The organism is Enterobacter sp. RHBSTW-00593 (genome assembly GCF_013784105.1).
In the GTDB taxonomy this organism is placed as follows: Bacteria; Pseudomonadota; Gammaproteobacteria; order Enterobacterales; family Enterobacteriaceae; genus Enterobacter; species Enterobacter ludwigii.
The window spans coordinates 872,264-896,876 of sequence record NZ_CP056393.1; the positions used below are offsets into that span (position 1 = coordinate 872,264).

A 24,613-nucleotide genomic window follows, 5' to 3' on the forward strand; every position below is an offset into this window, starting at 1 on the left:
CTCTGGTAGACTTCCTGTATTTGAAACGTTCAGTTAAACGATAAGTCTGACATAAATGACCGCTATGAGCACTGCAATTACTCGCCAGATTGTCCTCGATACCGAAACCACCGGTATGAACCAGATCGGCGCGCACTACGAAGGGCACAAGATCATCGAGATCGGTGCCGTTGAAGTGGTGAACCGTCGTCTTACGGGGAACAACTTCCATGTCTACCTCAAACCCGACCGGCTGGTGGACCCAGAAGCGTTCGGCGTGCACGGTATCGCCGATGAGTTCTTGCTGGATAAACCGACCTTTGCGGAAGTGGCAGACGAGTTTCTGGAATATATCAAAGGCGCCGAGCTTATCATTCACAACGCGTCGTTCGATATCGGCTTTATGGACTATGAGTTCAGTAAGCTCCATCGTGATATTCCGAAAACGAACACGTTCTGTAAGGTGACCGATAGCCTGGCGCTGGCGAGGAAAATGTTTCCTGGCAAGCGTAACAGCCTGGATGCGCTCTGTTCTCGCTATGAAATAGATAACACCAAGCGAACGTTGCACGGCGCATTGCTCGATGCCCAGATCCTGGCGGATGTCTACCTGGCGATGACCGGTGGTCAGACGTCCATGAAATTCAGCATGGAAAATGAATCCCAGCAGACGCAGGGGGAAGCGGGGATTCAACGTGTTGTTCGCCAGGCCAGTCGTTTGCGGGTGGTTTTAGCCAGTGATGAAGAGTTACTTAACCATGAATCCCGTCTTGATTTAGTGCAGAAGAAAGGCGGAAGCTGCATGTGGCGGGCCTGAAAAAGGGCCAGAATGCCTGTAAAATCATCGTTTGGGTGAATTTTGCAGCAAACGATTCAAAACGTGAGAAAAAGCGTTGACGAGTCCGGAGGCAAACCGTAATATGCGCCTCGTTCCCCCAGCGGGAACAGTGGAGCGGTAGTTCAGTCGGTTAGAATACCTGCCTGTCACGCAGGGGGTCGCGGGTTCGAGTCCCGTCCGTTCCGCCACTATTCAGAAGGCCTGAATCAGAAATGATTCAGGCCTTCGTCGTTTCTGCGTCTGCAAATCTTCTTTATCCGCCCCCCTGTCTTTATTAACAAAAAGTTAATATCTGTGGTGCAATTAATTAACATTTGATCAAAGATAGTGCACAATTTGCACCGTATTTGTGCGTTTTGCCACCGATTGTCTTTTTGGCAGCGGAGCAGATGTGTAATTTTGTAAAAAATAATACACAGAAAATCATTCGCTTATCTCCATCCCTTCAGAAAGTTCACGAACCAATGCTTTATTGGTTCGTTTATTGCTTAATCATTAGCACGGTAAGTAGCACGTCATATCAATAACTTATCGTTAATAAAAATAAAGTAATGATGATAGCGAGCGAACCAATATGGAAAAATCGTCACGGTTTCTGGCCAATTCCAGCACCGCGCTTGAGCAGCTGCGCGGACTGATCAACCAGCATGAGTCAACACCAGGCACTCCGCTGCCCACTGAACGTGAGCTGTCGGAGACTCTCGGCGTAGGACGACGTGAAGTACGTCGTGCGCTGGATGTGCTGGAAGAGGAGGGGCGGATCTGGCGTAAACAGGGCAAAGGGACCTTTATAGGCCCGTCTGCACCTGTTGAACCTCTGGCCCTTCAGGGATTGCTTCAGCAAACCAACCTTCTGGAAGTCATGGAAGCTCGTCTACAGCTCGAACCCGGCTTAGCCCGGCTTGCGGCACTGCGTGCCACCAGGGAAAACCTCGCGCTTATGCAGCGCATGCTGGAACGCATTGATAAGGTCAGCCCGGACGACCGCGATCTCAACGAACTCTGGGATAGCGCATTTCACCGCGCCATTGCCGAGGCTGCCGGTAATCGCCTGATGCTTGGCCTGTTTGATGCCATTGATGCCGTCAGACGTGAACCGGGCTGGCAGCATTTGCGCGAATTAGCCCGTACACCCGAGCGGGTTGATCACTACAACGACCACCATCAAAAAATCATGTCTGCGATTATCCATCGCCAGCCTAATGAAGCAGCGGCCGCCATGCGCGAACACCTGCTTAGCCTGCAGTCAGCCCTGATTCAGGCTATTCACCTTGAGGACGACTTCACGCTATGACGACGATCCCGTTTAAGGACCCCACGCCTGTACTGCGGCTGCAAAATCTTAACGTAACGTTCGCCGGCTCTCCGGTGAGCGTGCTTGATGGTATTTCACTGACGGTCAACGCGGGAGAAACGCTGGCGCTGGTGGGGGAATCCGGCTGCGGGAAAAGTATCACCTCATTAGCGCTGATGGGCTTACTGCCCGCCAGCGCACAGATCGTCAGCGGCGAGATGCAGTTCCGTCGTCACGACTTACGAAAGCTTTCACCGCGGGAATATGCCGATCTTCGCGGCAGCGAACTGGCAATGATTTTCCAGGAGCCGATGACCTCGCTCAACCCTGCCTTCACGCTGGGAGACCAGCTCAGTGAAGCGGTGATGCGCCATCAGAAACTTTCTCGTGCAGAGGCGATGAAGGTTGCGCTGCAGATTCTGGAGAAGGTGCAGATCCCGGCAGCAGAAATGCGCCTGAAAGCGTATCCGCACCAGCTTTCCGGGGGGATGCGTCAGCGCGTGATGATTGCGATGGCGCTGATTAACCATCCACGTTTGCTGATTGCCGACGAGCCGACAACCGCGCTGGATGTGACCATTCAGGCGCAGATCCTCGCGCTGCTTAATACCCTCAAAGAAGAGACCGGTACGGCGGTGTTAATGATCACCCACGATCTGGGCGTGGTGGCGGAAGTCGCGCAGCAGGTGGCGGTAATGTATGCCGGACAGGTGGTAGAGCAGGGGAGCGTGGAGGCCATTTTTGCCGACCCGCAACACCCGTACACCATTGGGCTGATGGGCTCGATACCGTCCCTCGGCGCACGTAAAGGCGCGCTTTCCACTATTCCCGGTGCCGTTCCGCTGCCGGAATCCATGCCCAAAGGGTGCCGGTTCGCTACCCGCTGCCCCTTCGCGCAAGCGCGGTGTCATGACGAAAAGCCGTCGCTGACGGCGATGGAGACCGACCATCAGGTGGCCTGCTTCCGCGTGCCGCTGGAACAACATATTGCGCTGGGAGAAATTGCATGACGACGCCCATTCTTGAAGCCCGGGACCTGAGCAAGCTTTTTCCCGGCCCTAAAAAACTGTTTACCCCAGCACGTTTTGTCACCGCGGTCGATCGGGTTTCTCTCTCCGTCATGCCTGGTGAAACGCTGGCGATTGTGGGCGAGTCCGGATCCGGAAAATCGACGCTGGGCCGTCTTCTTTTGCGGCTGCTGGCGGCCAGCGAAGGACGCGTATTTTATCAGGGTGAAGAGATCACTCACGCCTCGGGAGCGCGTCTGAACCAGCTGCGGCGGGAGCTGCAGATCATCTTTCAGGATCCTTTCGCATCGTTAAACCCGCGCATGACGGTCGAGCAGATCGTCGGTGAGCCGCTGTGGCTACACCAGTCGATGAAGAAAGCCGACAGGCAATATCGGGTGGCGGAGCTGCTTAACACCGTAGGGCTGCCAGCGGCCTGGGCGCAACGTTATCCGCACGAATTTTCCGGAGGGCAGCGTCAGCGAATCGGTATTGCGCGTGCGCTGGCCTCCGGGCCAAAGCTGTTGCTGGGGGACGAGCCGGTCTCCGCGCTGGATGTCTCGGTTCAGGCGCAGGTGGTCAACCTGCTGGAAAATCTGAAGCACCAGCTGGGGCTGACAATGGTGATTGTTGCCCATGGCCTGGCGGTTATTCGCCATATGAGTGACCGCGTGGCGGTGATGTATCTCGGGCAAATTGTTGAGCTTGCGACCGTCGACGAAATCTTTGATGCCCCGCTACACCCCTATACGCAGGCGTTAATCGCCTCCGCCCCCCAGATGCAGCCAGGCACGCCGCGTGTGGCACCTCTGCTGCAGGGGGATTTACCGAACCCGGCCAGCCCACCGTCAGGCTGCCGTTTCCATACCCGTTGTCTGTATGCCACGGATGAATGTCGCCAGGTCGAGCCGATCAATCAGGTGCTGGACGGGGGACGCCAGATTGCCTGCCACCGCTGGCAGGAGATTAACCGCGATCGCAGTGTTATCCAGATAGCACCGCCATCCGCAGCCTTTCTGCGCCGCCGCGCGCTGTTTGAACACGCGGCCACTCACTCCTCCCTTCCTTCAAGGAACTCATGATAATGACAATGCGTAATTCTCTTTTGACCGTACTGGGAAGTGTTATGTTGCTTGGCGCGGCGCTGCCCGCCCATTCTGAAAGCGTACTGCGGATTGGTCTGGGTGCGGATCCGGACATGCTCGATCCGCATCTTGCGCGCACCTATTATGGCCGTTTCGTCTTTGCGTCTCTGTGCGACCGGCTGGTGGACGTGGATGAGCATCTGAAAGTGGTTCCCGGGCTGGCGAAATCGTGGGCCTGGAGTGACGACGGCAAAACGCTGACCATGGATCTGCGTGAAGGTGTGACCTTCCATGACGGTGAAAAATTTGACGCCGCCGCGGCAAAATACAACCTCGACCGCGCGCTGACGTTAAAAGGTTCGCTGCGTAAAAGTGAAATCTCGTCCGTTGAGTCCGTTGAGGTGACAGGCCCGATGCAGATTGCCCTGCATCTGAAAACACCTGATGCCGCATTGCTGATGCAGCTTACCGATCGCGCCGGGGCGATGATGGCACCCGACGCCGCGAAAAAGCCTGACTTTGCCGCCCATCCGGTCTGCTCTGGCCCCTATAAGTTCGACAGCCGCGTCTCGCAGGACCGTATCGTTTTGACGCGTTTTGACAACTACTGGAACAAAGGCGCTTATCACTTCGACAAAATTATTTATCTGCCGATCCCGGATGCTTCCGTGCGTCTGGCTAACCTGCGTGCAGGGGATCTTGATCTGACGGAAGGCATTGCCGCAAGCGACGTTAAAACCGTCGAAGCCGACAGCAAACTGGCGCTGGCGAAGGTGACCGGTCTGGGTTATCAGGGCATTACCTTCAATATCAATAACGGAAAGGTCCCGGCGAACGATCCGTTTAAGGATGCCCGCGTGCGTGAGGCATTTTCACAGGCAATCGATCGCGATGCGTTAAATCAGGTGGTCTTCGAGGGGCTGTACACCCCGGCAAACCAGGCGTTTTCTACCGTAAGTCCCTATCACGTTAACCTGCCGGTGCCACCACGCGATGTCGACAAAGCCAAAGCGCTGTTGAAAGCGGCTGGCGTCACTACGCCGCTGAACGTCAATCTGCTGGTGCCCAACAACCCAACTTCACAGCAGGTCGGTCAGGTACTGCAGGCGATGGTCGCAGAGGCTGGCTTTAACCTGAACCTGCAAATGACCGAGTTCGCCACGCTGCTCGACCGCCAGCAAAGCGGTGATTATCAGCTGAGCTTCTCTGGCTGGTCGGGTCGTCCGGATCCGGATGGCAGCATCTACGGCTTCATTAACAGCAAAGGCACCCTTAACGACGGTCGCTACAGTAACGCGCAGGTGGATGAATGGCTGACGCAGGCGCGCCTGAGCAACGACAAAGCCGTCCGTCAGCCGCTGTACGACAAGGTGGTGAAACAGCTGCAGACGGATATGCCCATTGCCTACCTCTATTTTGAACCGCGTATTTTTGGTTTGAACAAGAGCGTGCAGGGCTTTAAACCGTATCCGGACGGCATTGTGCGTCTGGCTGGTCTGACGCTGGCGAAATAACTGGCCTGAGGAGAACCCATGCTGGAACTGATTTGCAAACGTCTGCTGCTGGCCATCCCGACCTTACTGCTGGTGAGCATGATGGTGTTTGGCCTGCAAAAACTGCTGCCCGGCGATCCGCTGATCGCTATGGCCGGGGAGGAGCGCGATCCGGCGGTGATCGCCCAGCTGCGTGCTGAGCTCAATCTCGATGCGCCCATCCCTGTGCAGTACTTCAACTGGCTGACGCGCGCGCTGCAGGGCGATCTTGGTGTCTCCTTACGCACTCACGAGCCGGTCACCCAGCTCATTGCCAGCAAACTGCCGGTGACGCTGGAGCTATCGCTGCTGGCGATGATCATCGCGCTGGTGTTTGGCATCAGCATGGGGATCCTCGCGGCGGTCAACAAAAACAGCTGGGTCGATCACGGTGCCAACTTTGTGGCGATCTCGGGGATCTCGATACCGCATTTCTGGCTCGGGATCCTGTTGATTCTGGTCTTCTCGGTCAATCTGCAATGGCTGCCAGCGTCGGGGTTCGTGCCGTTTAGTGAAGATCCGATCCAGAACCTGCGTACGCTGTTGTTGCCTGCCTCGGTACTGGGAACGGGGCTGGCGGCCACGCTGATGCGCCATACCCGCGCCTCCATGATCGCGGTAATGAAGGCCGATTACATCCGCACCGCACGGGCTAAAGGGCTGTTGCCAAAGGCGGTGATTTTAAAGCATGCGTTTCGCAATGCGCTGGTTCCGGTGATCACCCTGACCACGCTGCTGTTCGGCGAACTGCTGGGGGGCGCGGTACTGACCGAACAGGTCTTCACCATTCCAGGGTTCGGCAAGATGATCGTCGATTCGGTCTTTAACCGTGACTATGCGGTGGTGCAGGGGGTGGTGCTTATCGTGGCGATCGGTTTCCTGCTGCTGAACCTGCTGGCCGACGTGCTTTACGTTCTTATCAACCCGAAAATGCGAGGTTAAGCATGGCGGAACTGACAACTCAAACCATTGCCGCGGTTCAGACCCGTGCGCAGAACCGGGTGCTGAAGAAATTTCTCGCCAATAAAAGCGCGGTGATGGGTGCCGTAGTGGTGGGCTTTTTTGTGCTGGTGGCACTGCTGGCGCCGTGGATCGCGCCTTTTGATCCGGTGAAAGCCAATTTCCTGGCGGTGCGTAAAGCGCCTTCGGCGATGTACTGGTTTGGGACCGATGAACTGGGCCGCGATATTTTGTCCCGCATTATCTGGGGGGCGAGAACGTCGTTGATGGCTGGCTGTATGTCGGTGGTGATCGCCGTGGTCATTGGCGTTCCGCTGGGGCTGGTGGCGGGTTACTTCCAGAAGATGTGGGACGGCGTGATCTCGCGTTTTATTGAAGCGCTGCTGGCCTGCCCGTTCCTGATCATGGCGATCGCGCTCGGGGCGTTCCTGGGTCCAAGCCTGACCAACGCCATGATCGCCATTGGCCTCTCCGCAATGCCGATCTTCGCCCGCCTGACGCGCGGCCAGGTGATCGCCATTCGCAACGAAGAGTATATCGACGGCGCAAGGGCGATTGGCCTGCCGGATCGCTGGATCATCATTAAGTATGTGCTGCCCAATGTGATGTCTCCGATTCTGGTGCAGGCCACGCTGGCCATTGCCTCGGCAATCATTGCTGAAGCCAGCCTGTCGTTTCTGGGGTTAGGCCAGCAGCCGCCGAACCCGTCATGGGGCTCAATGCTTAATACCGCGAAAGGTTTCCTTGAGCAGGCTCCATGGATGTCTGTATTCCCCGGTGTGGCGATTTTTCTTGCCGTGCAGGGCTTTAATTTACTCGGCGACGGGCTGCGCGATGCGCTCGATCCGCGCCATGACTAAGGAGTCATGATGACCAAAGCGCTTGATTTCACTTCCGGTTACGATTCACGACGCCCGCCGATGATGGGCCACAACGCCGTGGCGACATCTCAGCCGCTGGCGGCCCAGGCGGGAATGAAAATGCTGCAGCTCGGCGGGAACGCGGTTGATGCGGCGGTTGCAACCGCCATGGCATTGACGGTGGTTGAACCCACCGGCAACGGTATTGGCAGCGATGCCTTTGCCATCGTCTGGGATGGTGAAAAACTCCACGGCCTGAACGCCTCAGGCCGCTCGCCTGCCAGCTGGCACGCGGATCTGTTTGCCGGTAAAACCGCGGTGCCAGAAATTGGCTGGGACGCCGTCACCGTGCCGGGTGCGGTTTCGGGCTGGGTGGCGCTGGCAGAACGTTTTGGCACGCTGCCGCTCACTACGCTGGCGCAACCGGCCATCGAGTATGCGCGTAACGGTTTTCCGGTCTCCCCGTTGATTGGCCATCTCTGGCAGCGGGGTTATAACAAGCTCAAAGATCAGCCAGGCTTTAGCGCCTGCTTTGCACCGGTAGGGCGTGCTCCCAGGGTTGGCGAGATCTTCCGTAACCCGGCGCAGGCTCATTCACTGGAGCTGATTGCCAGAACCAACGGTGAAGCGTTTTACCGCGGCGAGCTGGCGCAGAAAATTGCCGCTTTCGCGAAAGAACATGGCGCGCACCTGACGGCAGAGGATTTGGCCAATCATCGTGTGGACTGGGTAGAACTGCTGTCGCGTGATTTTGCCGGTGGTTCGGTGCAGGAGCTGCCGCCAAACGGGCAGGGCATCGCCACGCTGATTGCGCTCGGTATTCTGGAGCAGTGTGGAATTGAAAAACATCATCCGGATTCCGTGCAGTCGCTTCATCTGTCTATTGAAGCGATGAAACTGGCGCTGGCGGATCTCGATCGCTACGTCGCTGATGAAGAACACATGGAGTTTGCGGCCCAGGCGTTGCTGAGCGATCGTTATCTGGCGTCGCGCGCGGCGCTTATCGACCCCGATAACGCCTCCGATTTCGTCTACGGTTCGCCGACGCAGAGCGGCACGGTCTACCTGAGCGCTGCAGATTCAAGCGGTATGATGATCTCCTTTATTCAGTCCAACTATATGGGCTTTGGATCCGGGATTGTGGTGCCGGAGACCGGGATCAGTCTGCAAAACCGCGGCTGTGGCTTTGTGCTGGATCCAAACCATCCGAATGCGCTGGCGGGCAGTAAGCGTCCGTTCCACACCATCATTCCGGGCTTTGCGATGGACGGCAACGGCAAACCGCTGATGTCCTTTGGCGTCATGGGCGGGCCAATGCAGGCGCAGGGGCATATGCAGATGGCGCTGCGCATCATGCTGCACGGGCAAAACCCACAGGCGGCAATTGATGCGCCTCGCTGGCGCGTGGTGCAGGGCAGGGAAGTGATCGTCGAATCGACGTTCGATCGCAATACTATCGCCGCACTGCGTGAGCGCGGGCACCAGATCGTGGTGGAAGATCCGCTCCAGGATTATAACTTCGGCGGCGCGCAGGTGATTTATCGTATGCCGGAAGGGCACTATGTGGCGGCGACAGAGAGCCGCAAAGACGGGCAGGCGCTGGTGAGTTAATGATGTCCCCTCCCTCTTCCTGTGAGAGGGAGGGGAAACCGTTATCCAATGCTAAAGGGATCCGCATCCTGCCAGGCAGGAAACTTCTCGCGATATTCCTTCAGGGCCGTCAGTGACAACTCAGCATCAATGCGCGTTGCCTGATGCGGCTCGGCGGTGGCAATAATTTCACCCTGCGGGTTCACCACCCGGCTATCCCCCCGATAATGATGCCCGTTGCCATCGGTCCCCACGCGGTTACAGCCGACCACATACGCCTGGTTTTCAATGGCGCGTGCGACCAGCAGCGACTGCCAGTGCAGGGAGCGCGGGGCAGGCCAGTTGGCGACATACAGCGCCAGGTCGTAATCGTTGCGGTTGCGTGACCACACCGGGAAGCGCAGGTCGTAGCAAACCAGCGGCAGAATACGCCAGCCGCGCCATTCGAACACCACGCGCGCATCACCCGCTTCATAGTGATGATGTTCATCTGCCATGCGGAACAGGTGGCGTTTATCATAGAAATGTACTTTCCCTTCCGGCTCGACCAGCAGGAAGCGGTTGACCGGCCCGCGTTCGGTTTGCAGCGCAGCACTGCCGGCAATCAGCGCATTGGTTTGCTGCGCTTTGGCGTGCATCCAGGCGACCACCTCTTGCTGTGGCATTGACTGTTGCGCCGCTTCCATGGCGAAGCCGGTAGTGAACATCTCCGGCAGGACAATCACATCACGCCCGGTAATGCCTTCCAGTTGACGATCAAAGTGGCGCAGGTTGGCAGGGCCGTCCATCCACACTAAAGGTTGCTGCAAAATCGAAATCTTCAGACCAGGCACAATTCAGACTCCTCAAACGACCACTTTTTGACACTGTAGCACGACATAAAGAGAAAATGTGGCAATAAAAAACCCCGCGCGTGGCGGGGTTTGTAGAAGCGAAACGCGTTATGCAGCTTCAGGTTTGCGGACCTTCTCCGGGAGCTTTACCGGCAGTGTCGCCAGCTCATCCGGGTCGAAATCATCCACGTTAATGCTGCGCAGACGGCTCTCTTCGGCTTTCACCAGCAGAGCGGCTTCATCATTGTTGATGATCCCGCCCGTCAGGGCCTGTTTCGCCAGTTCATCCAGGCGGGTGAACGGCAGGTTTTTGCCCAACTGTTTGCAGATCTTTTGGTGGATGGGATCGGCAGCCATCACGTCCAGCAGCGCTTCTTCCAGCAGACCAACCGGGTTATGCGGTGTTGGAGCCAGATACTGACCGCGGCCGATACGGGAACGGGTTGCGCTCGGTACCTGCAGGATCTTCGCCACTTTGTGATCCAGTTTGTCAGACGGCGCCAGATGATGACGACCGGTCGGGAAGATCACCACGCGAAGGGCGCCTGCAACAAAGCGGTTCGGGAAGTTCGCCAGCAGATCGTCAATGGCCTGTTCCGCCTGATACATCGCATCCTGAACACCCCAGTGAACCAGCGGCAGATCGGCTTCCTGACGGCCTTCATCGTCGTAGCGTTTCAGGACCGCAGAGGCCAGGAAGATTTGGCTCAGCACATCACCCAGACGGGCAGAGATACGCTCGCGACGCTTCAGGCTACCGCCCAGCACCGCCATAGAAACATCTGACAGCAGAGCGAGGTTGGCGCTCAGGCGGTTAAGATGCTGGTAATAACGCTTGGTCGCATCACCGGTTGGCGTGGTGCTGGTAAGACCGCGCGTCAGACCCAGCCAGAAGCTGCGTACTTTATTACTGCCCACGTGACCGATATGTTTGAACAGCAGCTTGTCGAAGGCATCCACGTCGTTATTCTGCGCGGCGGCCATCTCTTCCAGCACATAAGGATGGCAACGGATTGCCCCCTGGCCGAAGATCATCATGCTGCGGGTCAGGATGTTTGCCCCTTCAACGGTGATGGCAATCGGTGCGCCCTGGTAGCCGCGCGCCAGGAAGTTGCCCTCGCCGAGCATGATGCCTTTACCGCCCGCGATATCCATTGCATCAATGATTGACTGCTGTGCGCGGTGGGTACAGTGATACTTCACGATAGCTGACAGCACGGCCGGTTTTTCGCCCAGCATAATGCCGTAGGTAATCAGGGAGGCGGCAGCATCCATCACGTAGGCGTTGCCTGCGATACGTGCCAGCGGCTCTTCGATCCCTTCCATCTTGCCGATAGAGATTTTGAACTGACGGCGGATATGGGCGTATGCACCAATCCCCATCGCGACAGATTTCAAACCACCGGTCGAGTTCGACGGCAGGGTAATACCGCGGCCAACCGACAGACATTCCACCAGCATGCGCCAGCCCTGACCGGCCATTTTCGGACCACCGATGATGTAATCAATCGGTACAAAGATATCCTTGCCGCGGGTTGGGCCGTTCTGGAACGGTACGTTCAGCGGGAAGTGGCGACGACCAATTTCAACGCCTGGGGTGGAGGTTGGGATCAGCGCACAGGTAATGCCCAGATCTTCTTCACCGCCCAGCAGTTTTTCCGGATCGGAGAGCTTAAAGGCCAGGCCCAGCACGGTCGCGATAGGGGCGAGCGTAATATAACGTTTGTTCCAGGTCAGGCGCATACCCAGCACCTGTTGACCCTGCCATTCACCCATGCAGACGACGCCGGTATCCGGGATCGCACCCGCATCGGAGCCCGCTTCCGGGCTGGTCAGCGCGAAGCACGGAATTTCCTGGCCACGTGCCAGACGCGGCAGGTAGTGATCTTTCTGCTCTTCGGTACCGTAGTGTTGCAGCAGTTCACCCGGGCCTAACGAGTTCGGCACGCCAACGGTGATCGCCAGGATCCCGGAAACGCCTGCCAGTTTTTGCAGGACGCGGGCCTGAGCGTAAGCGGAAAACTCCAGACCGCCGTACTCTTTCTTAATGATCATCGCGAAGAAGCGATGTTCTTTCAGATACGCCCACAGTTCTGGCGGCAGGTCCGCCATTTCATGGGTAATCGCGAAGTCATTTGCCATGCGGCACGCTTCTTCCACCGGACCATCAATAAAGGCCTGTTCTTCAGCGGTCAGACGCGGTTGCGGATAGTTGTGCAGCTTTTTCCAGTCCGGGTTGCCCTGGAACAGGTCGCCTTCCCACCAGGTGGTACCGGCATCAATCGCTTCTTTCTCCGTACGCGACATGGGCGGCATCACTTTGCGGAAGCCTTTGAACACCGGCGCGGAGATCATCGATTTACGCATCGGCGTAAAGTTAAACGGCAGAAGAATGATAGCCAGCGGGACTAAAAGCCAGATATTCCACAGGCCAGCGACGCCAAGCGCAGCCGTCCAGGCCAGCAGAATCAGACTGCTCAGGAATAAACTCACCCGGTGATAGAACAGCACACCGAGCAGAACAACGGTTGCGAGAATGCTCAAAATCATCATAAAGAAAAGCTCCCTTGCTTGTAGGAGGTCTGACCACTTGTGATGATATGGTTGTAGTTGATGTTATTTCCTTTAGCAATGTGTTTACAAAATAATTACAACCTGGTTCACATTGTTCAGGTTTAAGCCGGCACGAAAACGCAAAACGCCAGACGATTCGCATGGCTTTAGCTTCTCGCTTTTCCCGCTATCCGGTACACTCCACTGTGTTATTTCATCAATACTGAAGGATTATCCTCATGTACCAGGATCTTATTCGTAACGAACTGAACGAAGCGGCGGAAACGCTGGCTAACTTTCTGAAAGATGATGCCAATATTCACGCTATTCAGCGCGCAGCGGTCCTGCTGGCCGACAGTTTCAAGGCCGGCGGTAAAGTGCTTTCCTGTGGTAACGGTGGTTCCCACTGTGATGCGATGCACTTTGCAGAAGAGCTGACCGGGCGTTATCGTGAAAACCGTCCGGGCTACCCGGCGATTGCGATTTCCGATGTGAGCCACATTTCCTGCGTCAGTAACGATTTTGGTTATGACTATATCTTCTCTCGCTACGTTGAAGCCGTGGGCCGTGAAGGTGACGTGCTGCTGGGTATTTCGACGTCCGGAAACTCGGCTAACGTGATCAAAGCGATTGCCGCAGCGCGTGAAAAAGGGATGAAAGTCATCACCCTGACCGGTAAAGATGGCGGTAAGATGGACGGTACGGCGGATATCGAAATCCGTGTTCCACACTTCGGTTATGCTGACCGCATTCAGGAAATTCACATCAAAGTGATCCACATCCTGATCCAGCTGATCGAAAAAGAGATGGTTAAGTAAGACTTCGCTGGGGGCATGATTGCCCCCGCTGTTGTGGAGGTGATGTATGTGCGAATTGCTCGGGATGAGCGCCAATGTGCCAACCGATATCTGCTTTAGCTTCACCGGGCTCGTTCAGCGCGGCGGGGGCACCGGGCCGCATAAAGACGGCTGGGGCATTACCTTCTACGAAGGCAAAGGATGTCGCACATTCAAAGATCCCCAGCCCAGCTTTAATTCCCCGATTGCCAGACTGGTGCAGGACTATCCCATTAAGTCCCGTTCGGTGATTGCCCACATCCGTCAGGCAAACCGTGGGGAAGTGGCGCTGGAAAATACCCACCCGTTCACCCGCGAGCTGTGGGGCCGTCACTGGACCTACGCGCACAATGGCCAGCTCTCCGGCTATAAGTCGCTGGAGACGGGCAATTTCCGTCCGGTCGGTGAGACCGACAGCGAAAAAGCGTTTTGCTGGCTGCTGCACAAGCTGACGCAGCGTTATCCGCGCACGCCCGGCAACATGACCGCCGTCTTCAAATACATTGCGTCGCTGGCATCAGAACTGCGTGAGAAGGGCGTGTTCAACATGCTGCTGTCTGACGGGCGTTATGTGATGGCGTTCTGTTCGACCAATCTGTTCTGGATCACGCGCCGCGCGCCGTTTGGCGTCGCCAAGCTGCTCGATCAGGATGTGGAAATTGATTTTCAACGAGAGACCACACCGAATGATGTGGTCACAGTGATCGCGACCCAGCCGCTGACGGGCAACGAAACCTGGCAAAAGATTATGCCAGGCGAGTGGGTCTTATTTTGTCTCGGGGACCGAGTAGTTTGATGCCAGCTGCGGCTGGACGACTTCGTGGCTCAGCGGCTTGCTGACCACATAGCGGCCATCGACAACCGAGACAACCGGCGGCTTGTGCGTCTGCTCAAAGTAGTCGTAACCCGGTTTCAGCTGTTTCCAGAAATCCGCGTAGTAGGAATACTTGTGACGCGCCATGTTGGCATCGGTCATGCGGAACGGGTAGATGCTGACCTGAACGTTCGGCTGACCAAAGACCAGTGCGCCGGTGACAAACTGGAAAATCTCATCAATGCCGGTATCGGTCATCGCATAACAGCCGATAGACACGCATGCACCGTGGATCATCAGGTATTTGCCTTCATAACCGTGGGCACGGTCATAGGCGTTCGGGAAGCCAATGTTAATGGCTTTATAGAAGCGGCTGTCAGGTTTTAGCTGGCTACGCTGAACGTTGTAAAACCCTTCCGGACTTTTGAAATCGCCCTGACGCTGTTTTGGCCCCAGACCACCGGAGTAGTTACAAATCTTGTAACTATCAAGCAGCTGATATGTCTCGCCCATTTTTACAAACAGATCGAGTGTGCGTTCTTCCTTGAAGATTTGAATATAAACCGGTGATCCCATTAACTGCTGTTTATATTCTTTGCTGACCGGCGTGGTTGAGCTATTGCTGCTGAGCAGCCCGGCAAACGATACGCACGGAATCAGGAGCATCGCAATGAACAATGCGATTTTACGCATACTACTAGTTCCTTGATAAAACTAAGACCAAATTGCCAGGACGGCAAAAGAGACCCGAAATCAGATTATTCTGTTAGGTGCGCTCACATTAGCACCGCCATAGATTTTCGCAAGAGCCGGACGGTGAGTTTACAAATTAGTTTTACTTTATAAACCATCAAAATCGCGTTGGCTCCAGGAACTTTGCGTAATACCTCGCACTTTAGCGCCTGCAACCGAGGTTTTGGTGCCCGAAAAACAGCGAAAATGGTACACTTCGCCCCCTCTGGATTGAAGTTCATGGAAGCTTGCTAACCACATGTTTAAAATCAGAAAAGGACTTGATCTGCCGATTGCAGGCGTGCCCGAGCCGCACGTTTCGCCTGGCGCAAGTGTCCGCCATGTCGCCATTTTGGGCGACGACTACCTGGGAATGCGTCCCTCAATGCTGGTGCAGGAAGGCGATCGCGTCATTAAAGGACAGGCGCTCTTCGAGGACAAAAAAAATCCTGGCGTTATGTTTACGGCCCCCGCGAGCGGTACCGTGGTGGCAATCAATCGCGGTGAACGTCGCGTCCTGCAGTCGGTGGTTATCCGCATTGAAGGCGACGAACAACGTGAGTTTTCCCGTTTCGACGCAGCAGACCTCGCCGCCCTGAGCCGGGAAGCCGTTCAGGCACAACTGCTGGCGTCCGGCTTGTGGACGGCGTTTCGCACGCGACCTTTCAGCAAATCGCCTGTTCCGGACACGCTTCCGGCCGCTATTTTCGTCACCGCCATTGATACCAACCCGCTCAGCGCGGACCCGGAGCCCATTATTCTGGCGCAGCGTAACGCGTTTGATGCCGGGCTAACCGTGTTAACCCGTCTGACCTCGGGGAAGGTCCACGTCTGTCAGGCGGGCGGCGGCAAACTCGGGGGCCATCCGCAGGGGCAAGTTACGTTTAATACGTTTGCAGGCCCGCACCCGGCGGGGTTAGTTGGAACGCATATTCACTTCCTGGAGCCGGTGAGCCTGACGAAACAGGTCTGGCATCTGAATTATCAGGACGTGATTGCCATTGGTAAGCTCTTTACCACCGGTGAACTGTGCTCTGAACGGGTGATCGCCCTCGGCGGGCCACAGGCAGCAAATCCACGCCTGGTGAAAACGCTGCTGGGTGCGGACATTAATGAACTGCTTGCCGGTGAAACGAAAGAGGGCGAAAACCGCCTGATTTCTGGCTCGGTGCTCAGTGGCCGTCATGCGGCTGGCGCGCAGGCGTATCTTGGGCGCTTCCACCTGCAGGTCAGTGTGGTTCTGGAAGGTCGCGAGAAAGAGCTGTTCGGCTGGGTTCTGCCGGGCGCTGAGAAGTATTCCGTGACCCGCACTACCCTTGGGCACTTCCTGCGTCGCAAACTCTTTAATTTCTCGACCAGCACCCACGGCGGAGAGCGCGCCATGGTTCCGATTGGCAACTACGAGCGCGTTATGCCGCTGGATATTCTGCCAACTCTGCTGCTGCGCGATCTACTGGCCGGCGACACCGACAGTGCCCAGGCGCTGGGGTGCCTCGAGCTTGACGAAGAAGATCTGGCGCTCTGTACCTATGTCTGTCCGGGAAAATACGAATATGGACCGGTATTGCGCGAGGTGTTAACCCGCATTGAGCAGGAAGGATAACTGATGGGCTTAAAACACCTCTTTGAAAAAATAGAGCCGCACTTTACGCACGGGAAGCTCAGGAAGTACTACCCGCTGTATGAAGCAACGGCGACCATTTTCTATACGCCGGGGCTGGTCACAAAAGGGGCGGCACACGTCCGCGATGCTATCGACCTCAAACGAATGATGATTCTGGTCTGGTTTGCGGTCTTCCCGGCCATGTTCTGGGGTATGTACAACGTTGGTCTGCAGACCATTCCGGCGCTGCATCATTTATATGATGCCCCACAGCTGGCTCAGGTTATCCAGTCGGACTGGCACTACCGCCTGGCCCAGACGTTGGGCGTCAGCTTTGCAGCCGATGCCGGCTGGATAAGCATGATGACGCTGGGAGCCGTATTCTTCCTGCCAATCTACATCACGGTGTTTATCGTGGGTGGCTTCTGGGAAGTGCTGTTCGCCATCATTCGCAAACATGAGATCAACGAAGGCTTCTTCGTGACGTCGATTCTGTTTGCCCTGATTGTTCCACCAACGCTGCCGCTTTGGCAGGCGGCACTGGGGATCAGTTTTGGCGTGGTGATTGCCAAGGAGATCTTCGGTGGCACCGGGCGCAACTTCCTCAACCCGGCACTGGCCGGGCGAGCTTTCCTGTTCTTTGCGTATCCGGCGCAAATCTCGGGCGACCTGGTGTGGACGGCCGCGGATGGGTTCTCGGGTGCGACGCCGCTTTCGCAGTGGGCCGCGCACGGGGGCGAAACGCTGGTTAACAACGCCACGGGTCAACCCGTCACCTGGCTGGATGCCTTTATTGGCAACATTCCCGGCTCTGTTGGGGAGGTCTCCACGCTGATGATTTTACTCGGTGGCGCCATTATTCTCTTCGGACGCGTCGCGTCGTGGCGCATTGTCGCAGGGGTAATGATTGGCATGGTGTTAACAGCCACGATGTTTAATTTCATCGGTTCCGCCACCAACCCGATGTTCTCCATGCCCTGGTACTGGCATCTGGTGCTGGGTGGGTTCGCTTTCGGCATGATGTTCATGGCCACCGATCCTGTCTCTGCGTCCTTTACCGACAAAGGTAAATGGAGCTATGGCGTGCTCATTGGTGCGATGTGTGTCCTGATTCGTGTGGTCAACCCGGCTTATCCGGAAGGGATGATGTTGGCCATTCTGTTTGCCAATCTGTTTGCGCCGCTCTTCGACTATCTGGTCGTGCGCGCCAACATTAAGCGGAGGAAAGCGCGTGGCTGAAAGCAAAAATAACGACAGCATCGGCAAAACGCTGCTGGTGGTGCTGGTCCTTTGCCTGGTCTGTTCCATTGTCGTGGCTGGCTCTGCCGTGGGATTAAAACCACGGCAACAGGAGCAGCGTGCGCTGGATAAACAACGCAACATCCTGGCTGTGGCCGGGTTAATGCAGGAAGGGATGAGTACAGACGACGTGGCTGAACTCTTCGCGGAGCGCATTTCGGCGCGTCTGGTGGATTTAAAAACCGGCCAGTTGCTGGATAAAGACCCGACGAAATTTAACCAGGCACTGGCGTTGAAAGACCCTGATATGAGCCTGACGCTGGAGGCATCGCAAGATCCCGCTGGCATCAAGCGTCGCAGTAACCTCGCCGAAATTTACCTTGTGCGCGATGAGCAGAAGCGGGTGCAGGAGGTCGTGCTGCCGATATACGGTAACGGGCTGTGGTCGATGATGTACGCCTTTGTGGCACTCGATACGGATGGCCGCACGGTGAAAGGGATTACCTATTATGACCAGGGCGAAACGCCGGGGCTCGGCGGTGAGGTTGAAAACCCTAACTGGCGCGCGCAGTTTGTCGGCAAGAAAGTGCTCGACGATAACGGCTTGCCTGCCCTGAAGGTGATGAAAGGGGCTGCGCGTCCGGGTGACGAATATGCCGTAGACGGGCTTTCTGGGGCAACGCTCACGTCAAAAGGGGTGCAGCACAGTTTTGATTTCTGGATGGGCGAGCTGGGCTTTGGTCCTTTCCTGAAAAACGTACGTGAAGGAGCGCTGAACAATGGCTGATACGGGTGAACTGAAAGAAGTCAAAAAGGTGCTCATCGGTCCGCTGCTGGCGAATAACCCTATTACCTTACAGGTACTGGGAGTCTGTTCGGCACTGGCGGTCACGACAAAACTGGAAACCGCGCTGGTCATGACCGTCGCGGTCACGCTGGTGACGGCATTTTCCAGCATGTTTATCTCCATGATCCGCCACCACATCCCGAATAGCGTGAGGATCATTGTGCAGATGGCGATCATCGCGTCGCTGGTGATCGTGGTCGATCAGCTACTGCGCGCTTTCGCGTATGAAACGTCAAAACAGCTCTCGGTGTTTGTCGGTCTGATTATCACCAACTGCATCGTGATGGGGCGTGCCGAAGCTTATGCGATGAAAATGCCTCCGCTGGCGAGCTTTATGGACGGGATCGGTAACGGTCTCGGTTACGGCGTTATCCTGCTGACCGTTGGGTTCCTGCGCGAGCTGATTGGCAGCGGTAAGCTGTTTGGCGTCACGGTGCTGGACACGGTACAAAACGGCGGCTGGTATCTGCCAAACGGACTCTTCCTGCTGGCCCCAAGCGCATTTTTCATTATCGGTTTGCTGATCTGGCTGATTCGTACCCTGAAGCCAGAACAGCAGGAAAAGGAGTAACCGACGATGGCTCATTACCTGAGTTTATTTGTGCGCGCGGTGTTTGTTGAAAACATGGCACTCGCGTTTTTCCTGGGCATGTGTACGTTTCTTGCCGTTTCCAAAAAGGTATCGACGGCGTTTGGTCTGGGTGTTGCGGTCACGGTGGTGCTCGGCTTATCTGTACCGATTAACAACCTGGTGTACAACTTTGTGCTGCGCGACGGTGCGCTGGTAGACGGTGTCGATCTCAGCTTCCTGAACTTCATCACCTTTATCGGTGTGATTGCAGCGCTGGTACAAATCCTGGAGATGATCCTCGACAGGTATTTCCCGTCGCTATACAACGCGCTGGGGATTTTTCTGCCGTTGATCGCGGTGAACTGCGCCATCTTTGGTGGCGTCTCGTTTATGGTTCAGCGTGATTACAACTTCAGTGAATCCGTTGTGTATGGTTTCGGCTCCGGCATCGGCTGGATGCTGGCTATCGTCACCATGGCGGGGATCCGCGAAAAAATGAAATATGCCAATGTGCCTGCGGGTTTACGTGGCTTAGGGATCACCTTTATCACCACCGGGCTGATGGCGCTGGGCTTTATGTCCTTCTCCGGTGTGCAGCTATAAGGGCTAACAGATGGAAATTATTCTTGGCGTGGTGATGTTCACGCTGATTGTACTGGTGTTGTCAGGGCTGATTCTGGCGGCACGCGCGAAGCTGGTGAATTCCGGCGACGTGGTGATTGATATCAACGGTGAGCCGCAAAACCAGATCCGCACGCCGGCGGGGGATAAACTGCTCAATACGCTCTCCGGCAACGGGATCTTTGTCTCCTCGGCCTGCGGTGGCGGTGGCTCCTGCGGTCAGTGCCGCGTCACGGTGAAAGAGGGGGGCGGGGATATTCTGCCCACTGAGCTGGCGCATATCACGAAGCGTGAGGCGAAAGAGGGCTGCCGTCTGGCCTGCCAGGTCGCGGTGCGCCAGGACATGAAAATTGAGCTGCCGGAAGAGATCTTCGGGGTTAAAAAATGGGAGTGCGAAGTTATCTCTAACGATAACAAAGCGACTTTCATTAAAGAGCTGAAGCTGCGCGTGCCGGAAGGGGAAGATGTTCCGTTCCGGGCCGGGGGATACATCCAGATTGAGTGCCCGGATCACACCGTGGCGTATGCGGACTTTGACGTTCCGGATGAGTACCGTGCCGACTGGGACAAATTCAATCTTTTCCGTTTTGTGTCTGACGTTAAAGAACCGACGCTTCGCGCCTACTCAATGGCCAACTACCCGGACGAGAAGGGCATCATTATGCTCAACGTGCGTATCGCCACGCCGCCGCCGAGTGTGCCTGATGCCCCCCCAGGCGTCATGTCGTCGTATATCTGGTCCCTGAAGCCGGGTGACAAGGTGACCATCTCCGGTCCGTTTGGCGAGTTCTTTGCTAAAGAGACCGAGGCTGAAATGGTCTTTATCGGTGGTGGCGCAGGCATGGCACCGATGCGTTCGCACATTTTTGACCAGCTCAAGCGCCTCGGGAGCAAGCGCAAAATCAGCTTCTGGTACGGGGCACGCTCGCTGCGAGAGATGTTCTATGATGATGAGTTTGAGCAACTGGCGCGTGAAAACCCAAACTTTACCTTCCATGTGGCCCTCTCCGATCCGCAACCGGAAGATAACTGGACCGGCCACACGGGGTTCATCCACAACGTACTTTATGAAAACTACCTCAAGCAGCATCCTGCGCCAGAGGATTGCGAATTTTACATGTGTGGGCCGCCAGTGATGAACGCTGCAGTCATTAAGATGCTAAAAGATCTGGGTGTGGAAGATGAAAACATCCTGCTGGATGACTTCGGGGGGTGATGATGCTGACGTTTCTGGCAACTTTCGCGGTTTTTTTGCTTGTTGTACTCGGCATGTCTCTGGGCTGGATCATAAAGCGTAAAAGCATTCAGGGCAGCTGTGGTGGTATCTCCGCGCTCGGGATGGAAAAAGTGTGCGACTGCCCCGAACCCTGCGACGCCCGTAAAAAACGCATGGCGCGCGAGGCCCGGCGGATCCTGTAGTGAGTCCGGTGTTTTCCCTCTTCCTGGAGGAGAGGGGAAACACACTTCTCAACTCTCATTTCTTTACTGTATACTTATCCAGTGATGAGTGAGGGCTTACTATGCGCAAAATAATCCATGTCGATATGGACTGCTTTTTTGCCGCAGTGGAGATGCGTGACAATCCGGCGCTGCGGGATATACCTATTGCGATTGGCGGTAGCCGTGTCCAGCGCGGTGTGATCAGCACCGCCAACTACCCTGCGCGCAAATTTGGCGTGCGCAGTGCTATGCCAACTGCCATGGCGCTAAAGCTGTGCCCTCATCTCACGCTGTTGCCCGGCCGATTTGAAGCCTACAAAGAAGCCTCCCTGCATATCCGCGAGATCTTCTCTCGCTATACCTCGCTGATTGAACCTCTGTCACTGGACGAAGCCTACCTGGATGTCACTGACAGCCTGCACTGCCACGGCTCCGCAACGTTAATGGCGCAGGAGATCCGCCGGACTATCTTCAACGAGCTCAATCTGACCGCTTCCGCAGGCGTCGCACCGGTGAAATTCCTCGCCAAAATAGCGTCTGATTTGAATAAACCCGATGGTCAGTACGTCATCACTCCGGAAGAGGTTCCGGCGTTTTTAAAAACGCTGCCGCTCGGCAAAATCCCCGGCGTGGGGAAAGTGTCTGCTGCAAAGCTGGAAAGTATGGGATTACGGACCTGTGAAGATGTACAGCGAAGCGATCTGGCCATGCTGCTTAAGCGTTTCGGTAAGTTTGGTCGCGTGCTGTGGGAGCGCAGTCAGGGAATTGATGAGCGCAGCGTGAGCAGTGAGCGGCTGCGTAAATCGGTCGGGGTTGAACGCACGCTGATGGAAGACATCCATGACTGGTCCGAGTGTGAAGTCATTATCACTGACCAACTTTATCCCGAACTGGAGCGGCGGTTAGCGAAAGTAAAACCCGACCTGCTGATTGCCCGTCAGGGCGTTAAGCTGAAGTTTAACGATTTCCAGCAGACGACGCAGGAGCATGTCTGGCCGCGACTGAATAAAGACGATCTTATCGCCACTGCGAGAAAAGCCTGGGAAGAGCGGCGGGCAGGGCGGGGAGTCAGGCTGGTGGGGTTACACGTGACGCTGCTGGACCCGCAACTGGAGCGGCAACTGGTATTGGGGTTATAGCAGGCGGATTTGTCAGCCCGGCAGGCAACGTGCTACCGGGCATCATACGGCGAATTACTTAGCAGGGATCGCTTTCAGCAGTTCAGTCAGCAGAGTCCAGTAATGACCCACGCTTTCAATATGAACCTGCTCATCCGGCGAGTGCGGACCGGTAATGGTTGGCCCGATAGACACCATGTCCATGTTCGGATACGGTTTCTTGAACAGACCACACTCCAGACCGGCGTGGATCACCTGAATGTTCGGGGTACTGTTGAACAGACGTTGGTAAGTTTCACGCACCAGCGCCATCACCGGGGAACTTGCATCCGGCTGCCAGCCTGGGTAGCTACCTTTTGCGGAGGTGTGCGCACCCGCCAGTTTACCCAGAGACTCCAGCATGCTCACCACATACTCTTTACCGCTGTCGATAAGCGAGCGGATCAGGCAGATGATCTCCGCGCTGTCATCGCTCATGGTGACCACGCCCACGTTCAGGGAGGTTTCAACCACGCCTTTCGCGACGTCTGAGTTACGAATCACGCCGTTTGGCGTCACGTTCAGCAGCTGAACGAAGGCGTCACGAGACGGGGAGGTCAGCGCCGCTTTGTCGGTAGTCACGGACTCGAGCACCACGGTCAGGTTCTTCTCTTTCGCTGACAGTTCGTTTTTCAGGATATCCAGATACACGCTGGAAAGCTTTTTCAGCTCGTCGGCTTTTGCAGCGGGTACTGCCACGGTCGTGAAGGCTTCACGCGGAATGGCATTGCGCAGTGTGCCGCCGTTGAAATCCACCAGACGCAGATCCAACTCAGCCGCGTGGCCAGCCAGGAAGCGTGCCAGCAGTTTGTTGGCGTTGCCCAGACCCAGGTGAATATCACCACCGGAGTGGCCGCCTTTCAGCCCTTTCAGCGTCAGCTTGAAGGTCTGGAAACCAGCAGGGATCGCTTCGCGGGACAGTGGCAGGGTCGTGATGAAATCAATCCCGCCGGCGCAGCCCATGTAGATCTCACCCTCTTCTTCAGAGTCGGTGTTGATCAGAATGTCCGCCTGCAGCCAGTTCGCCTGCAGACCGAACGCGCCGTCCATGCCTGCTTCTTCCGTCATGGTCAGCAGCACTTCCAGCGGACCGTGCTCAACGCTGTCGTCCGCCAGGACCGCCAGAGCAGACGCCATACCAATGCCGTTATCTGCACCAAGGGTCGTGCCGCGCGCTTTCACCCAGTCGCCATCGATGTAAGGCTGGATAGGGTCTTTGGTGAAGTCGTGAACGGTGTCGTTGTTTTTCTGTGGAACCATGTCCAGGTGCGCCTGTAGCACAACCGGTTTACGGTTTTCCATGCCTGCGGTCGCCGGTTTGCGGATCAGAATATTGCCAACCTGGTCGCGTTCAGCATGCAGACCTTTTTCCTTCGCCCAGCCCATAATATGTTCGGCAAGCTGTTCTTCATGGTAGGAAGGGTGGGGAATGGAACAGATTTTGGCAAAAATATCCCACAGTGGCTGTGGAGATAATTGAGACAGTTCAGACACGATAAGTCTCCTTGTCGATGCCCTGCAAAGCGAGTTGCAGGTCACAGGGTTAGCAGGTTAATAGTTACCACAAGACAGGCTTGCGAGATGCAACTGAGAATACCACTTTCTCCGGTGGCTGGTAGCATAAAGCATGTAAAAACTCAGGCTCCGGGCGCTAAACACTGGTTTTTAGTGCGTCAGATCTCTATAATCTCGCGCAACCTATTTCCCCCTCGAACACTTTTTAAGCCGTATACAAACAGGCTGGGACACTTCACATGAGCGAAAAATACGTCGTCACCTGGGACATGTTGCAGATTCACGCACGCAAACTGGCTGCGCGTCTGATGCCTTCCGAACAGTGGAAAGGCATTATTGCCGTCAGCCGTGGCGGTCTGGTACCGGGGGCGTTGCTGGCACGTGAGCTGGGTATTCGTCATGTCGATACCGTATGCATCTCCAGCTATGACCATGACAACCAGCGTGAGCTGACCGTGCTGAAACGTGCGGAAGGCGACGGTGAAGGCTTCATCGTTATCGACGACCTGGTTGATACCGGCGGTACCGCGGTGGCTATCCGCGAAATGTATCCAAAAGCCCACTTCGTCACCATCTTCGCGAAGCCAGCAGGCCGTCCGCTGGTTGACGATTACGTGATTGATATCCCTCAGGATACCTGGATTGAACAGCCATGGGATATGGGCGTGGTATTCGTACCGCCAATCTCTGGTCGTTAATTCTCTTAC

General features: G+C 56.0%; 23 protein-coding genes and 1 tRNA gene. 20 read left to right on the forward strand and 4 right to left on the reverse strand.

The window, feature by feature from the left end:
• Nucleotides 1-64: 64 nt before the first annotated feature.
• The 9 genes from dnaQ to HV242_RS04185 all read left to right on the forward strand — a co-directional run bounded on the left by dnaQ (nt 65) and on the right by HV242_RS04185 (nt 9,166).
• Nucleotides 65-796 (forward strand): DNA polymerase III subunit epsilon, encoded by a 732-nt coding sequence (gene dnaQ / locus HV242_RS04145; protein ID WP_032677465.1) that lies wholly within the window; start codon nt 65-67, stop codon nt 794-796.
• Nucleotides 797-928: 132 nt separating this feature from the next.
• Nucleotides 929-1,005: transfer RNA gene (locus HV242_RS04150), tRNA-Asp, on the forward strand.
• A gap of 386 nt (nt 1,006-1,391) precedes the next feature.
• Nucleotides 1,392-2,111 carry a FadR/GntR family transcriptional regulator gene (locus HV242_RS04155; RefSeq protein WP_063858383.1) on the forward strand — a complete coding sequence of 240 codons (720 nt, stop codon included), beginning with the start codon at nt 1,392-1,394 and terminating at the stop codon, nt 2,109-2,111.
• Nucleotides 2,108-3,121 (forward strand): ABC transporter ATP-binding protein, encoded by a 1,014-nt coding sequence (locus HV242_RS04160; RefSeq protein ID WP_025205120.1) that lies wholly within the window; start codon nt 2,108-2,110, stop codon nt 3,119-3,121. Before HV242_RS04155 ends, HV242_RS04160 begins: the two co-directional genes overlap by 4 nt.
• Entirely contained in the window at nt 3,118-4,200 is a 1,083-nt protein-coding gene (locus HV242_RS04165) for an ABC transporter ATP-binding protein (RefSeq protein ID WP_047356239.1), read from the forward strand. The genes HV242_RS04160 and HV242_RS04165 overlap by 4 nt, the downstream gene beginning before the upstream one ends.
• A gap of 2 nt (nt 4,201-4,202) precedes the next feature.
• Nucleotides 4,203-5,717: an ABC transporter substrate-binding protein gene (locus tag HV242_RS04170; protein WP_020882796.1), complete on the forward strand. Its 1,515-nt coding sequence runs from the start codon at nt 4,203-4,205 to the stop codon at nt 5,715-5,717.
• Between the two features lie 18 nt (nt 5,718-5,735).
• Nucleotides 5,736-6,677, forward strand: a complete 942-nt coding sequence (locus HV242_RS04175; RefSeq protein WP_020882795.1) for an ABC transporter permease — start codon at nt 5,736-5,738, stop codon at nt 6,675-6,677.
• A gap of 2 nt (nt 6,678-6,679) precedes the next feature.
• Complete coding sequence (locus HV242_RS04180; protein ID WP_047356238.1) at nt 6,680-7,555, forward strand: ABC transporter permease; 876 nt, start codon at nt 6,680-6,682, stop codon at nt 7,553-7,555.
• Between the two features lie 9 nt (nt 7,556-7,564).
• Complete coding sequence (locus tag HV242_RS04185) at nt 7,565-9,166, forward strand: gamma-glutamyltransferase family protein (protein ID WP_047356237.1); 1,602 nt, start codon at nt 7,565-7,567, stop codon at nt 9,164-9,166.
• Nucleotides 9,167-9,207: 41 nt separating this feature from the next.
• Here HV242_RS04185 and HV242_RS04190 read toward each other — a convergent pair whose 3' ends face one another.
• Together HV242_RS04190 and fadE are read right to left on the reverse strand one after the other, a co-directional pair.
• On the reverse strand, nt 9,208-9,978 hold the full coding sequence (locus HV242_RS04190) for an amidohydrolase (protein WP_014168753.1): 771 nt from the start codon (nt 9,976-9,978) through the stop codon (nt 9,208-9,210).
• A gap of 108 nt (nt 9,979-10,086) precedes the next feature.
• Nucleotides 10,087-12,531 carry an acyl-CoA dehydrogenase FadE gene (gene fadE / locus HV242_RS04195; protein ID WP_047356236.1) on the reverse strand — a complete coding sequence of 815 codons (2,445 nt, stop codon included), beginning with the start codon at nt 12,529-12,531 and terminating at the stop codon, nt 10,087-10,089.
• A gap of 239 nt (nt 12,532-12,770) precedes the next feature.
• On the opposite strand from fadE, the gene lpcA reads away from it, so the two are divergent.
• Both lpcA and HV242_RS04205 read left to right on the forward strand, forming a co-directional pair.
• Nucleotides 12,771-13,349, forward strand: coding sequence for a D-sedoheptulose 7-phosphate isomerase (lpcA, locus tag HV242_RS04200; RefSeq protein WP_014168755.1), 579 nt, complete (start codon nt 12,771-12,773; stop codon nt 13,347-13,349).
• A gap of 46 nt (nt 13,350-13,395) precedes the next feature.
• Nucleotides 13,396-14,163, forward strand: a complete 768-nt coding sequence (locus tag HV242_RS04205) for a class II glutamine amidotransferase (protein ID WP_014168756.1) — start codon at nt 13,396-13,398, stop codon at nt 14,161-14,163.
• On the opposite strand, the gene dpaA is transcribed toward HV242_RS04205, so the two are convergent.
• The gene (dpaA, locus tag HV242_RS04210; RefSeq protein ID WP_014168757.1) at nt 14,134-14,874 is read right to left on the reverse strand and encodes a peptidoglycan meso-diaminopimelic acid protein amidase; all 741 of its coding nucleotides are present in this window, start codon (nt 14,872-14,874) and stop codon (nt 14,134-14,136) included. The two genes, HV242_RS04205 and dpaA, sit on opposite strands and share 30 nt — an antisense overlap.
• A 298-nt stretch (nt 14,875-15,172) precedes the next feature.
• Between dpaA and HV242_RS04215 the strand changes: the two genes are divergently transcribed.
• The 8 genes from HV242_RS04215 (at nt 15,173) to dinB (ending at nt 22,373) form a co-directional block, all read left to right on the forward strand.
• A complete protein-coding gene (locus HV242_RS04215; RefSeq protein WP_032681615.1) occupies nt 15,173-16,516 on the forward strand; it encodes a Na(+)-translocating NADH-quinone reductase subunit A in 1,344 nt (447 codons plus the stop codon).
• Between the two features lie 3 nt (nt 16,517-16,519).
• Nucleotides 16,520-17,755, forward strand: a complete 1,236-nt coding sequence (locus tag HV242_RS04220; protein ID WP_020882790.1) for an NADH:ubiquinone reductase (Na(+)-transporting) subunit B — start codon at nt 16,520-16,522, stop codon at nt 17,753-17,755.
• On the forward strand, nt 17,748-18,542 hold the full coding sequence (locus HV242_RS04225; RefSeq protein ID WP_044867919.1) for a Na(+)-translocating NADH-quinone reductase subunit C: 795 nt from the start codon (nt 17,748-17,750) through the stop codon (nt 18,540-18,542). Before HV242_RS04220 ends, HV242_RS04225 begins: the two co-directional genes overlap by 8 nt.
• Nucleotides 18,535-19,173: an NADH:ubiquinone reductase (Na(+)-transporting) subunit D gene (locus HV242_RS04230; protein WP_025205100.1), complete on the forward strand. Its 639-nt coding sequence runs from the start codon at nt 18,535-18,537 to the stop codon at nt 19,171-19,173. Before HV242_RS04225 ends, HV242_RS04230 begins: the two co-directional genes overlap by 8 nt.
• A 6-nt stretch (nt 19,174-19,179) precedes the next feature.
• The gene (gene nqrE, locus HV242_RS04235) at nt 19,180-19,776 is read left to right on the forward strand and encodes an NADH:ubiquinone reductase (Na(+)-transporting) subunit E (protein WP_014168762.1); all 597 of its coding nucleotides are present in this window, start codon (nt 19,180-19,182) and stop codon (nt 19,774-19,776) included.
• A 10-nt stretch (nt 19,777-19,786) separates the two neighbouring features.
• Nucleotides 19,787-21,010, forward strand: a complete 1,224-nt coding sequence (gene nqrF / locus HV242_RS04240; RefSeq protein WP_047356235.1) for an NADH:ubiquinone reductase (Na(+)-transporting) subunit F — start codon at nt 19,787-19,789, stop codon at nt 21,008-21,010.
• The gene (nqrM, locus tag HV242_RS04245; RefSeq protein WP_020882787.1) at nt 21,010-21,213 is read left to right on the forward strand and encodes a (Na+)-NQR maturation NqrM; all 204 of its coding nucleotides are present in this window, start codon (nt 21,010-21,012) and stop codon (nt 21,211-21,213) included. Before nqrF ends, nqrM begins: the two co-directional genes overlap by 1 nt.
• A gap of 101 nt (nt 21,214-21,314) precedes the next feature.
• Complete coding sequence (gene dinB, locus HV242_RS04250; protein WP_014168765.1) at nt 21,315-22,373, forward strand: DNA polymerase IV; 1,059 nt, start codon at nt 21,315-21,317, stop codon at nt 22,371-22,373.
• A 54-nt stretch (nt 22,374-22,427) separates the two neighbouring features.
• Here the strand turns inward: dinB and pepD are convergent, their stop codons facing one another.
• Nucleotides 22,428-23,885, reverse strand: coding sequence for a cytosol nonspecific dipeptidase (gene pepD, locus HV242_RS04255; protein WP_063858385.1), 1,458 nt, complete (start codon nt 23,883-23,885; stop codon nt 22,428-22,430).
• 260 nt (nt 23,886-24,145) lie between these two features.
• On the opposite strand from pepD, the gene gpt reads away from it, so the two are divergent.
• Nucleotides 24,146-24,604 (forward strand): xanthine phosphoribosyltransferase, encoded by a 459-nt coding sequence (gpt, locus tag HV242_RS04260; protein WP_010427903.1) that lies wholly within the window; start codon nt 24,146-24,148, stop codon nt 24,602-24,604.
• Nucleotides 24,605-24,613 lie beyond the last annotated feature (9 nt).